The organism is Priestia megaterium NBRC 15308 = ATCC 14581 (assembly GCF_000832985.1).
Lineage (GTDB): Bacteria > Bacillota > Bacilli > Bacillales > Bacillaceae_H > Priestia > Priestia megaterium.
This window is the reverse complement of the sequence record NZ_CP009920.1, coordinates 2,600,912-2,613,424: the sequence shown is the minus strand read 5'-3', so window position 1 is coordinate 2,613,424 and position 12,513 is coordinate 2,600,912. Positions and strand designations below refer to the sequence as shown.

Sequence of the window (12,513 nt, the reverse complement as noted above, 5' to 3'; positions counted from 1 at the left end):
GGTGTCTTTTGATTTACCACTCTTTAGGTTCATAGTCTAATTCTTTGAATAGCTGCGTACGCTCTTTTTTCGTTAAATCTCTCCATTGCCCAACAGGTAAGTTATTTAAATGGATATTCATAATACGAGTGCGCTGAAGGCGGTACACTTCATATCCGAGCACTTCACACATACGGCGAATTTGACGATTTAAACCCTGTGTTAAAATAATTTGAAACTCATACTTAGACAGCTGTGTCACTTCACAAGGAAGCGTTTTTGTGCCTAAAATTTTCACTCCCTCAGACATGTTTTTGATAAACTCTGGTGTAATTGGCTTATCTACTGCAACAATATATTCTTTTTCATGCTTGTTTTCTGCACGTAAAATTTCATTAATAATATCGCCGTCATTTGTAAGTAAAATTAAGCCGTCTGAATCCTTATCAAGTCGTCCAACGTGGTGAATACGCAAAGGGTGATTGACTAAATCAATGATGTTTCCCTTTACTTTTTTTTCACTCGTACTTGTAATGCCGACTGGTTTATTAAGCGCAATATATACATTATTTCGAGCAATCCGAAGCTGTTGGCCGCTTACTCGAATATCATCGCCAGGCTTAACTTGATCTCCGACTTTTGCAACCTTTCCATTAACGGTTACTCTTCCTTCACTAATTAACTTATCTGCCCCTCGTCTTGACGCTTTGCCAGATTCGCTAATAAATTTATTCAGTCTCAGGTGAATCACAACCTTACATTTAAAAATTTTAAAATTTGTCTCTTCTATTAGAAACAGATATGTGTCAATTTCTATACCGTCCCTATCGTAACATGCTATACGCTTCTCGTCTTCTTTTAATTTCATTACTGGATCATATTTTTTTAACAGTAATAGAAGTATAGATCCAAAATACTTTGTAATCTTATTCTTAACATTTCAAGCAATGCTTACACCTGTCAAACTAACGTCAATCTCCACACCTATACAAGACCTAAACGTCTAGATTGACTGATCCGTATAGGGTTGCTACCATTATACTGACCGATCAATTAGTAATTATATCAGGGAGCTGTTTTCATGGAATCAACCAATGGCGTAGGTTTAAACATCGGTCCCGTGATGACGCTTGCTTTAAATCAAGTGCCAAAACCGCTTCATGCTCACGGTTCAGCCATTTCAAATACGATTAACCAAGTTTCAGGCGCGATTGGACCCGCTTTGTATACAAGTATTATGACCATGGCTTCTCAGCACTTTATTCAACAATCAAATGAAACGAATAAAACGCTGTTACAAATAAAAAGTATGACAAGCGGGGTACATACCGTCTATTATGTAGCCATCGCTTTCGCCGTCGTTTCGTTCCTGCTCGCTCTTACGTTAAAGAAAAAAGACCAGCAGCTGGAGACGCAATAAATAAGAAACTAACAAGAGCTGCTCATGATTTGAGCAGCTCTTGTTACATGCAGAATTTATATTATAAATGTAAGAGCAATCATAGATACTATTAAAACAAGGATAACAATACTATTCTTTCTTTTTACCTTCCATGCTTCAATAGCGCCAACAATACCACCCATTGCTAAAATAAAAGTACCTATAACCTGGAGAGGCAGCAGAGATAACAACCTCCCTAAACTCGCTATCACTCCTCCGGTCAATATAAAACCTGTTGTTACAATAGATTTTAAAGATATTAAGTCTCGTATCGCTTTATTTTTTTCAGTTTTACTCAGTTTAAAGTACTCTACTATACTAAAAACAGCGGGTGTTCCCCATAAAATAAAGAAGCTAATCAATCTATCCGTGTCTACACTCACTGTTCATTCACCGCCTTTATCAATCCCTTACGCTCAGTTCCACCATTTAACAAATAGTTATATATTATTCTTGCTTCAAGGATCCTCCAAAAGAAAATTGATGGTAATCATCAAGCTTATTCCAATACCCTATGCACTTTACGTCAGGCTCATCAATACCTAACGCTTCTTTATTAGTTCCTTTGTAAGGAAGAAATGCCGTTAACTTCACCTTTTGTTTTGGCTTGATATTTAATTTATTTCCTTCTGCTAACACCTTAAATTTATTATCAGAATAACCGTTTTTCATTTTTAAAGGATAGGATAAAAATACATTATTTTGTTTGATGGTCAAATCGCTCTTGTTTACTAATTCCATTTCATATGAAATTCCTTGCTTCATTTTTTGTTCTTTGATTACGTTAATACTTATCTTTTCTAGTTCTCTTAAAGGAACATTGTCTTCTTCTTTTGAACACCCGGCAAATAAGATGGCTAAAGCTAATAAAACAAGAATTCCTAACTTTCTATTCAAAAAACAATCCCCTCTCTAGTAACAAAGGTTATTTTACAATTATAACCAAAAAGTTATTTAATGGTAAAATATAATTAAAAAAGCAAACCGTCATCGGTCTGCTTTTTTAATTGCTACGCATAGGTAATGTGTTGTTGTGCGAAAAACTTTTCGATAAGGAGTTTGCCAACTATATGTATATCGTAACAAAAGAAAAAAGAATGCGCTGTGAGATTTGTCACTCCTTCTTTCAAAATAATCTAACCGAATACTTCCTATTGCCTTACGCAAAAAGAGCAGATCGCAAACGCGACCTGCTCTTTTCACATGCTAGATATGGGTAATTTGTCCATGCGTGAAAAGCTCTTCAATAATAAGGGGTTTATTTATCACTACACTTATAGAATAACAAAGAAAAAAAGATGGGGCTGTGAGATTTATCACAGCCCCATCTTTTTTATCCAACTAGCTTATTAAATTGTACGCGTTTATTAATTGCAGCCATAATTGGTGCTCCAACAAGCATGACAATGAACTCACCAACAGCCGTTGTTAACCATGTAAAGAAAAATGGTAAATCAAATGCTAAGTGCAGTTCAAACGCAATAATAAACATCGTGAACGTAAATACAAGTGTATTAACAAGCATACGAGCCCACATATTTTTAATGTAGCGCATAGAAAAAATGGTAATGAGTAATGATAGCACGGATTGTCCTACCCCAAACACCAGATCATAAGCGACCATTGGTGAAAAAAACAAATTCGTCAGAAATACTCCTAGCACAATGCCATACACGTACTTTTTATTAAACACAATTAAGTGATTGAACATTTCCGATATACGAAATTGGATATTGGTGAAGCCAAACGGCTGGATTAACATACTGACAGCAATATACATAGCAGCTAAAAGACCGTTAACGCAAAGTGTTCTTATATTCATCTTACTATTCTCTCCTTAGTTTTTTAACGTGGGATGGTTACGAACCACGTAAACACTCAAAGAATCATACAGCAAGCTTAAGCTTTCGTCAATCTAGCTGTTTACAAACTACTGCCGGTTTCTATATCTTACATATTGACGGCTCTTTTTTCTTACTTTTCTTTAGTATAAAATAGAAGACGTATCAGTATACATAGGTGACATCAAGTAGTTAACCCTTTTGATTTGAAATACGAAAGGATTTGTAGCGATGTTAGATAATACAGATAAACGCATACTAGAAGAGCTATCAAAAAATGGACGTATAAAGATGAAAGAATTAGGAGAAAAAGTGCATTTAACCGGACAAGCCGCTTCTGCTAGAGTATTAAAGTTAGAAGATGAAGGCATTATCAAAGGCTATACAATTAACATTGATGAACGAAAACTCGGCTACATCATCCATGCATTTTTAAATATCTATACGCAGAGCATTCATCACCACCCCTACCTTACATTTTTAGAAAGTCAGCAGGAGCACGTTATCAACAACTTTAAAATCAGCGGCGATGGCTGCTACTTATTAGAATGCAAATTTCATTCAAATGAAGAACTAAATGATTTTTTGACAGAGCTAAATCAGCATGTGAATTACAAACTTTCAATCGTCATTAACAAATAAATTTTTTTGAAAAATTAAGGTATATTAATTTATGAAAATGGTAATCCTAATAACGTATTCCCCCTATTCCAATAAATTTGAAAATCCTTTGCACCATCGCAAAGGATTCTTTTTTTTATGTAGGAAACCGCCTTCTATTTTTTGAAAAGTTGAACATCTCTCACAGCGTTGACATAGCGGTCAGAGGTTTATATAATCGGTGACATCGAAGCATAGAAAAGCCGGATTAAGACCTATACACGTATCGTAATTCTTCGTCTTAGAAGTTGATCAGTTTTATAACTAGACAATTTCTAAGACGTTTTTTATTTTATCATTTATAAAACACTAGTAAAAACAAGATTCCACATGAAAATATCTTAATAATCAAGGAGGTTTGCATATTGAAAACAATCTATAAAGACATTATCTTAATTATTGTTGGCGCACTTTTAGTTGCTGCATCCATTGATTTTTTCGTCATTCCAAATAAATTAGGTGACGGAAGTACGGTTGGTATTGCCCTTGTTTTATATTATTTATTTCATATCCCTACAAGTATCAGCACATTTCTTGTAAACCTTATATTTATTGCCTTAGCCTATAAATTTCTAACCAAAAAAACGATTCTTTATACGATTCTAGGAGCCGTCATGACATCCGTTTTCCTCGGTCTAGTCAGCTATATTCCTTTTCACGTTCATGACATGATTTTAGGAATTGTATTCGGCGCCTTACTAATGGGAACAGGACTGGCTCTCATTTTTATAGCGGATGGATCGACTGGTGGAACAACTCTTTTGGCTTATTTATTAAACTACACAAAAGGCTATAATATCTCTAAAAGCATGTTCTACATGGACAGTGTAATTATTTTAGCATCGGTTTTCGCTATTGGCGTCAATAACATGCTCTATACTTTTATATTCGTCTATCTTTGTGCCAAAATCGTAGATGTCGTTATCGAAGGTTTCCACAACAAAAAAGCAATGACGATTATGTCCGATCAATACAAAGACATAGCGCAAGTCATCACCAGTGAATTTGGAAATGCAGCCACCATCTTTTACGGATACGGCTACTACGCCAACAAAGATAAACGTATTATTTACGTTGTTATTAAAAAGAACGAGCTATTAAAAATTAAAAAGAAAATCCAGCAAATTGACCCGAATTCTTTTATTGTCATCCACGAAGTAAAAGAAGTTGTCGGCGGGAAATTTGGATTTATCGGCAATTCGCCTCATGAAACAAAAGCCGCTGCTAAATAAAAAATCCACCTCTTGGTGGATTTTTTTATGAAAAAACCGTTAAGAAAAATGAAAAGATACCTGCTAAAAAGTAAACCGACCCTAACGCAATTGCTCCTGTAACGACCGTAAATACACTTAATCCGATAACCACCTTCATTTTCATCCACATCCCTTTTTAGATTAGTAGTATAAGTATGTCCAAGAATAGAAGATTTATAACTATGCCATCCTATTTATTTCATATATCGATGCAACAATTGTCTATTCAATGTGTTCTAAAACCACCCCTGGCGACATAATGTATAGGAAGGATTTCATATACACATCTTTGTATCACACATATCATATGAAATTAGGTGAGATAAAATGGTGGCTGTCCACTTTTTTGAAAACAGAAAGCTTCTATTAAGCCAGCTGAGGGAAAACATTCCTTCTAAAGGTGATGATTTAAAGATTAAAGGACGAAAAGGAACTGTCGTGCTTGTGAATGACATCGATGAAAAAAATGTTCACGTGGAAATTGCTTTAGAAAAAGTAGTGAAAAAGAACTTAGCATTAGATAACGCTAAAAAGAAAAGGAGATAAGCGGCTTACGCTTATCTCCTTTTCTTTTTAATTTATATACGAATCGTCTGTATCTTTTGCTTCAGTTTCCCCAAAAAAAGAGACTCCTAAAAAGGAATCTGCAGCAAAGAGCGATATCATCGCCTGAATATTAATACAAACTATATTTTAACATATAAAAACATATTTTACAAAAATAAACTATTATTTTACGCATAATTATTTTTTATTCGAGGTTTTTCAACATCAGCAACCCATTTCGTATAGAGATCTTTATTTATTTTTCAGGCCAAATTTTTGCATCTGGCTCTAATAACCACTTATGCTCTTCTTCCATAATACGGTCTGTCCACGGATTATTGTCGAGATGGCGAATCATCCAGCAGAAGTACATCGCATAGCCGGGAGCCGTTGCTTGAGGATGATCCAATTCACCAGGAATTGTAATAAAACTATTATCAACTACACGATACGCATCTTCGCCAACCATTGCGCAGCCAAATCCTTGTGGCTTGTCAAAACGATAGTAATACACTTCGGGCTGGTCATGATGATGAGGCGGATAACTCGACCATCTTCCTGGATAAGAAATAACTTCTCCAATAACAAGGTTAGAGTAAGGAGCGCTATTGTAGTCAAAAATTGTTCGGATTACACGCTGAGCAGTACCTTCCCATACTCCTTCACCAGCCACTGTGTTTTGACAATCTTCGGGGGTATATAATTTTGATGAAAACTTTTTTTCATTATCCGTTTTTTGAACTAGTACTTCACTATCGGCAAGCCCGGTAATTTTGACCTCCACATTTTTTGAAACGTGCAAACACCAAGGCTCTTCTTCAAATAGGGACTGGCGCTGAATTTCTTTCGAATGGCCTTCCCACTCTAGCTTTACCTTTCCTTCTAGTAAAAGAATAGCCGTTTCACTACTGCTGTCTAGTAAAGTTTCCTCTTTTCCTTGAAACATTTTATAAATCCCAATATCCATCAGCATATCTTTGTGCTGACCGGTCATTTCTGTAAGTACGTTGTATCCTTTATTTAATTCACCTAATTTACCTAACATGCTTGAATTCCTCCTTTATGTAGTAGCGCAATAAGAATTTACTAATTGCTCATTTTTTCTTCATAGACTCTCTAAATTCTTTTGAATATGTGACTATGAGGATTTTTTATTAACGGCAATATTCTTGATTGTGTTCAATTATTTGTAGATGCTGTGGCGCCCCTTTTTAACGGAGCCGTTGATTTACGAATAATCAATTTTGGCTCAAGAAGCAAATGTTCTTTATGAATCGCTGGATATTTCATTTCTCTAACCAGCAAATCCACTACGTTTACAGCCATTTCTTTTGTCGGCTGTGCTACCGTTGTCAACATGGGCGTGATGGTAGTAGAAAGAACCGTATTATCAAAGCCAATCACTGATAAGTCTCGCGGCACATCAATTTTGAATTCTTTTGCAGCTTGCATAACGCCGATAGCCAATAAATCGTTACAAGCAAAAATAGCCGTCACTTTTTCCTTCATTGAAAAAATTTGCTTAGCACTTTCATATCCTTTTTGAATACTTGCTTCGGTCGTAATAACGTGCTGAGGCGGCACGATGATTCCATTTTCTTGCATAGCGTCTTGAAAAGCATCTAAACGGGCGTGATTACTTTTTGCATTTTCTGTAATAATCGCAATTTTTTTATGATGCAAAGACAATAAATAATCAGCCGCTAAATAGCTCCCTTTGTAATCATCCACTGTCACTGTATTAACGGATATGTGAGGAATTTCTGAAGCAATAACGCTAATCGGTATATCTTGCTTAAGCATATTTTTTAAAAGATTAGCATTGCGAAAAGCAGAAGCTACAATTAAACCGTCGATTCTCTGACGTATTAACAGCGACAGATACTTTTTCTCTTTTTCCGCATCGTTATCGGTATTGCACATTACAACATGGAAACCTCGCTCATGACTTCGGTCTTCTATGCTTCTTGCCAAATCGGCAAAAAAAGGGTTGGAGATGTCAGGTACGAGAAGCCCAATCGTTTTAGTGGGTTTTCCTGTTAAAGCAGATGCTACGACGCTTGGATGGTAATTCAACTGCGCCATAACCTCAATTACTTTTTGTCTTGTTCTTTCACTAATATGACCGGTTTGATTGATGACTTTTGATACGGTAGAAATTGATACACCTGCTTCTTCAGCCACACTATAAATGGTTGGCTTCATTTCCTCTCCTCCTTTCCTTTCATAAATACATAAAAGGCGTAAAATCTTTTACAATGGAAATTAAAGACCGCTTTTTTCTTTAATAAAGTTTCTTGCTTTTAACGCATATTCAAAAGGATTAGCAAGAGCTGGATCCTGTTCTGCTTCTACGACAAACCATCCGTTATAATCCGAAGTGGCAAGCGTAGTAAATACTTCATCAAATTCAATAGCTCCGTCACCTGGAACAGTAAAGGCTCCTTCTTTTACCGCTTGCAAGAAGCTTAAGTCCTGTTCTTTGACTCGATCAACTACTTCTTGACGAATATCCTTTAAATGAACATGCTTAATACGGTGCAGATATTTTTTTAGGATATAAAGAGGTTCTTCTCCTGAAAAGACAAGATGACCGGTATCAAATAGCAGCGAAACAAGCTCCGGATTGGTAAGCTCCATTAGCTGCTCAATTTCTTCTGTTGTTTGTACACCTGTTCCCATATGGTGATGATAGACAATATGCATATCTTTTTCTTGTGCCAGTTTCCCAAGATGGTGCAGGCCTTCTGCAAGTCTGCTCCACTCTGTTGGCGTGAACACAGGCTTTTCTTTAAATAAAGGAACATCCATCAGCCCTTGAATGCTGTGCCCTTGTTCAGACACAACAATTACTTTTGCTCCCATTTCGTATAAAAAATCGCGATGTTCAATAAATGGCGTTACCGTTTCTTCCAGCGGCTTTGTTGTTAAAAATGTACTAAACCAGGCGCTTGCAATTTCCAAATTCCGAAGCGATAATGCCTTTTTTAAGATTGAAACATTTCGCGGATATTTGTTTCCAACCTCACTTCCTCTAAAACCGGTTAAAGCCATCTCACTGATACACTGTTCGAATGTATTTTCAGCTCCCAGTTCAGGCATATCATCATTTGTCCAAGCAATTGGAGCAATCCCCAGTTTGACCGTATTTTCCTTGAACATCTCTTCCTCTCCCTTATATGAAATTAAAACCTCTTTTATATTTATCGAATGTTTCTCTTCAACAACCTCATTTTCTCCTGCTCCTTAATAAACTCTTGCCATTTCAAGGTTTTTCATCTTATCTTCATAAGCTTCCTGTACATGCTGATTTTTAGATACCTCTGCTACTCCTACATGCCACCATGATTCATAACCGTTCGTCATAGTTTTTGGCAGCACTTTAATATCAATTAGCGTAGAAACCTCTTGTTTTTGTGCATCTTCTATCGCCGTTTTTAATTCTTCAAGAGAACTCACGCGATACGTTTTTACACCGTAGCCTGCGGCGCTGGCTGCAAAATCAATTTTCATCACGTTTCCGTTTAGTTTTCCTGTTTCATCGTTTCGATAACGAAACTCTGTTCCAAAGCTCCCCATACCATTTGACATTTGCAGGTTATTAATGCACCCGAAGCCCGAGTTATCAAACAGTAAAATGTTTATTTTTTTTCTTTCTTGAAGGCTTGTAATAAGCTCTGAATGAAGCATTTGATAGCTTCCATCTCCAACCATCGCATACACTTCTTTAGCTGGTTCTGCCAGCTTAACTCCAAGTGCGCCTGATACTTCATATCCCATACATGAATATCCATATTCCATATGATAGGTATTAGGTTTAGTAGACTTCCACATTCTCTGTAAGTCGCCTGGAAGACTTCCTGCTGCACCAATAATGACGGAGTTGTCATCAAGGAGCTTATTTACCTCTCCAATTACTTCGGTTTGCGTTAATTGAGTACCAAGTGATTCTACATATTCAGCTAAGCTTTCATCTAAATGACCTTGTATTTCTGGAACAAAATCTGCACCAGTAAAACGTATGCTATGCAGACGCTCTAATTCTGTTTCCCATGCGTCTTTAGCATTTGCAATTTCTGTGGTATAACCAGACTGATAGCCAATTGATTTTAGCTCTTTCATAAGAGCAAGCAACCCTTCTTTTGCATCAGCTACAAGTTTCACAGCATCAAGTTTATTTGCATGAAATTCAGACGTGTTAATGGTAAGAAATTGCACGTTGGGATGTTGAAAAAGCTGTTTAGATGCTGTTGTAAAATCAGTAAATCGTGTGCCTACTCCAATTACTAAATCTGCTTCTTTAGCGATTGTATTAGCAGCTGAGTTCCCTGTTACACCTATTCCGCCCAGATTATAGCGATAGTCACTTTCAACGGCACTTTTCCCTGCTTGAGTTTCTCCAAATGGAATATGGAACTCACTAGCAAATTGTTTTAACTCTTTTGCAGCTTCTGAATACCGAACGCCTCCTCCACAAATGATGATTGGCTTTTTCTTTGTTTTCATTAATTGAATTGCATCTGCTAGACTGTCCCTAGTCGGAAGGCGGCGCTCAATGCGGTGAACGCGCTTTTGGAAGAAATAAGCTGGAAAATCCCATGCTTCTCCCTGCACATCTTGAGGCAAACAAATAGTTACAGCTCCCGTATCTGCTGGATTCGTTAATACACGTATCGCATTAATCATAGCTGTCATCAATTGTTCAGGGCGGCTTACGCGATCCCAGTACTTACTCACTGGTCGAAAAGCATCGTTTGTAGAAATAGATAAATCATATGACTGTTCAATTTGCTGCAAAACGGGATCTGGCTGTCTAGTTGCAAATACATCACCAGGAAGCAGCAAAACTGGAATATTATTAGCTGAAGCAGTGGCTGCCGTTGTAACCATATTTGCTGAACCTGGCCCCACTGAAGATGTGCAAGCCATAATCTGCTTTCGATGTTTTTGTTTTGCAAAAGCCATCGCTGCATTGGCCATTCCTTGTTCATTACGTCCTTGATATACATCTAGATGTCCTGGGTCTTCTTCCAAAGCTTGCCCAAGACCTACCACATTTCCGTGCCCGAAAATTGTAAAAATCCCTTTGATAAACTGATGCTGCTTTCCATCAAATTCAACATACTGCTGATTTAAAAACTTCACTAATGCTTGTGCCGTCGTCATTCTAACTGTTTCCATGCTTCTTTCTCCCTTCTAGTACTAGATTGCAATTTTAAAAAAGGAAGCATAAGGAATATCTTTAATTCCTGATACTTCCTTTTTAAATGAGATGCGATTTTTAATGAATCACTTACCAGCGCGTTGTTACCATTTTCTTTCTTGTATAAAACTCCACGCCGTCCGTGCCATTTGCATGAAGATCACCATAAAAAGAGTCTTTCCAGCCAGAGAATGGGAAGAATGCCATAGGTGCCGGCACCCCTACATTTACTCCTAACATACCAGATTCAATATTTTCACGGAACTCACGTACACTTGCGCCGCTATCTGTATAAATACAAGCACCGTTTGCAAATCGAGAGTTATTAGCTACTTCAATAGCTTCTTCTAATGTTTTCACACGTACAATGGACAGCACAGGTGCAAAAATTTCATCTTGCCAAATTTTCATTTCTTGCGTAACATGATCAAAAATCGTTGGTCCTACAAAGTAGCCATTGCCATTTACTGCTGCATCAGTACGACCGTCACGAATTAGCTCTGCTCCTTCTTGCACGCCTGATTCAATATAGCTGAGCGTACGCTCTTTATGATTTTCACGAATAACTGGTCCTAAGAAGACGTTTTCTTCTAAGCCGTCGCCAATTACAATATCATTTGCTTCCTCTACTAATCTTTCAATTAGCTGATCCGCAATTTCTTCTTGTACAGTAACAACAGATGCTGCCATACAACGTTCACCTGCTGAACCAAAAGCGGCTCCGATAATTTGTTTTGTTGCTACGTTCAAATCTGCATCCTTTAATACAATTGAATGGTTTTTAGCACCGGCTAAAGCTTGAACACGCTTTAAGTTTTCTGTACCTTTTTTGTACACGTACTCAGCTACAGGCTGGGAACCTACAAACGAAATAGCTTTCACTAACTTATGTTCAAGAAGACCGTTTACCACATCATGCGCGCCGTTTACAATGTTTAGCACGCCTTTTGGCAAACCAGCTTCTTCAAACAGCTCAGCTAACCTTGCAGCTAAAAGCGGTGTACGCTCGGACGGCTTTAACACAAATGTATTGCCGCAAGCAATCGCAAGCGGGAACATCCAGCAAGGAACCATCATTGGAAAATTGAACGGTGTAATTCCCCCAATTACACCAATTGGATAGCGGTACATGCCAGACTCAATGTCTGTTGCGATGTCAGGAAGCTGTTTACCCATCATTAACGTAGGAGCACCCGCCGCAAACTCTACGCATTCAATTCCGCGCTGCACTTCACCTCGCGCTTCGCTAAAGCTTTTTCCGTTTTCAACTGTCACTAACTTTGCTAATTCATCCCAGTTATCTACCAATAGCTGCTGATACTTGAATAAAATCCGTGCACGTTTAGGCACAGCTGTTTTTGCCCACCCTTTGAACGCTTCATTTGCTGCTTGCACCGCTTGATCTACGTCTTCTTTTGTAGAAAGAGGTACCTGGGCGATTAATTCACCTGTCGCTGGGTTATACACAGGTTCCGTTTTTGATGTAGCTGATTCAATCCATTGTCCACCAATATAGTTTTTTACTGTTTTTACTGCTGTCTGTGTCATAGAATATCTCTCCCTTTACCTCATTTTAATAAGCTGCTATTT

Annotated in this window: 13 protein-coding genes and 1 riboswitch; of the genes, 4 read left to right on the top strand and 9 right to left on the bottom strand. The window is 37.5% G+C overall.

Features of this window, described 5'->3' with window-relative positions; all coding sequences use genetic code 11:
• Positions 1–13 precede the first annotated feature (13 nt).
• Complete coding sequence (gene rluF / locus BG04_RS14030; protein ID WP_025601719.1) at positions 14–721, bottom strand: 23S rRNA pseudouridine(2604) synthase RluF; 708 nt, start codon at positions 719–721, stop codon at positions 14–16.
• 339 nt (positions 722–1,060) lie between these two features.
• On the opposite strand from rluF, the gene BG04_RS14025 reads away from it, so the two are divergent.
• Positions 1,061–1,399 carry an MFS transporter gene (locus tag BG04_RS14025; protein WP_051975641.1) on the top strand — a complete coding sequence of 113 codons (339 nt, stop codon included), beginning with the start codon at positions 1,061–1,063 and terminating at the stop codon, positions 1,397–1,399.
• A gap of 56 nt (positions 1,400–1,455) precedes the next feature.
• Here the strand turns inward: BG04_RS14025 and BG04_RS14020 are convergent, their stop codons facing one another.
• The 3 genes from BG04_RS14020 to BG04_RS14010 form a co-directional block, all read right to left on the bottom strand.
• The gene (locus BG04_RS14020) at positions 1,456–1,803 is read right to left on the bottom strand and encodes a hypothetical protein (protein ID WP_034654594.1); all 348 of its coding nucleotides are present in this window, start codon (positions 1,801–1,803) and stop codon (positions 1,456–1,458) included.
• Positions 1,804–1,867: 64 nt separating this feature from the next.
• Positions 1,868–2,317, bottom strand: coding sequence for a hypothetical protein (locus tag BG04_RS14015; RefSeq protein ID WP_034654597.1), 450 nt, complete (start codon positions 2,315–2,317; stop codon positions 1,868–1,870).
• Between the two features lie 436 nt (positions 2,318–2,753).
• Positions 2,754–3,242: a QueT transporter family protein gene (locus BG04_RS14010; RefSeq protein ID WP_013081607.1), complete on the bottom strand. Its 489-nt coding sequence runs from the start codon at positions 3,240–3,242 to the stop codon at positions 2,754–2,756.
• A 9-nt stretch (positions 3,243–3,251) separates the two neighbouring features.
• Positions 3,252–3,296, bottom strand: a riboswitch (PreQ1 riboswitch).
• A 196-nt stretch (positions 3,297–3,492) separates the two neighbouring features.
• On the opposite strand from BG04_RS14010, the gene BG04_RS14005 reads away from it, so the two are divergent.
• The 3 genes from BG04_RS14005 (at position 3,493) to BG04_RS13995 (ending at position 5,720) form a co-directional block, all read left to right on the top strand.
• Positions 3,493–3,903: an Lrp/AsnC family transcriptional regulator gene (locus BG04_RS14005; RefSeq protein ID WP_016762919.1), complete on the top strand. Its 411-nt coding sequence runs from the start codon at positions 3,493–3,495 to the stop codon at positions 3,901–3,903.
• Between the two features lie 383 nt (positions 3,904–4,286).
• Complete coding sequence (locus tag BG04_RS14000) at positions 4,287–5,153, top strand: YitT family protein (protein ID WP_013081605.1); 867 nt, start codon at positions 4,287–4,289, stop codon at positions 5,151–5,153.
• 348 nt (positions 5,154–5,501) lie between these two features.
• Complete coding sequence (locus BG04_RS13995; RefSeq protein ID WP_034654600.1) at positions 5,502–5,720, top strand: hypothetical protein; 219 nt, start codon at positions 5,502–5,504, stop codon at positions 5,718–5,720.
• 256 nt (positions 5,721–5,976) lie between these two features.
• On the opposite strand, the gene BG04_RS13990 is transcribed toward BG04_RS13995, so the two are convergent.
• From BG04_RS13990 to BG04_RS13970, 5 genes are all read right to left on the bottom strand, one after another.
• Positions 5,977–6,765: a 5-deoxy-glucuronate isomerase gene (locus BG04_RS13990; RefSeq protein ID WP_016762917.1), complete on the bottom strand. Its 789-nt coding sequence runs from the start codon at positions 6,763–6,765 to the stop codon at positions 5,977–5,979.
• A gap of 134 nt (positions 6,766–6,899) precedes the next feature.
• Complete coding sequence (locus BG04_RS13985; RefSeq protein ID WP_034654603.1) at positions 6,900–7,925, bottom strand: LacI family DNA-binding transcriptional regulator; 1,026 nt, start codon at positions 7,923–7,925, stop codon at positions 6,900–6,902.
• A gap of 60 nt (positions 7,926–7,985) precedes the next feature.
• Positions 7,986–8,882 carry a myo-inosose-2 dehydratase gene (gene iolE / locus BG04_RS13980; protein ID WP_034654606.1) on the bottom strand — a complete coding sequence of 299 codons (897 nt, stop codon included), beginning with the start codon at positions 8,880–8,882 and terminating at the stop codon, positions 7,986–7,988.
• Between the two features lie 84 nt (positions 8,883–8,966).
• The gene (gene iolD, locus BG04_RS13975) at positions 8,967–10,901 is read right to left on the bottom strand and encodes a 3D-(3,5/4)-trihydroxycyclohexane-1,2-dione acylhydrolase (decyclizing) (RefSeq protein ID WP_034654609.1); all 1,935 of its coding nucleotides are present in this window, start codon (positions 10,899–10,901) and stop codon (positions 8,967–8,969) included.
• Between the two features lie 112 nt (positions 10,902–11,013).
• On the bottom strand, positions 11,014–12,471 hold the full coding sequence (locus BG04_RS13970; RefSeq protein WP_034654611.1) for a CoA-acylating methylmalonate-semialdehyde dehydrogenase: 1,458 nt from the start codon (positions 12,469–12,471) through the stop codon (positions 11,014–11,016).
• Between the last annotated feature and the right edge of the window lie 42 nt (positions 12,472–12,513).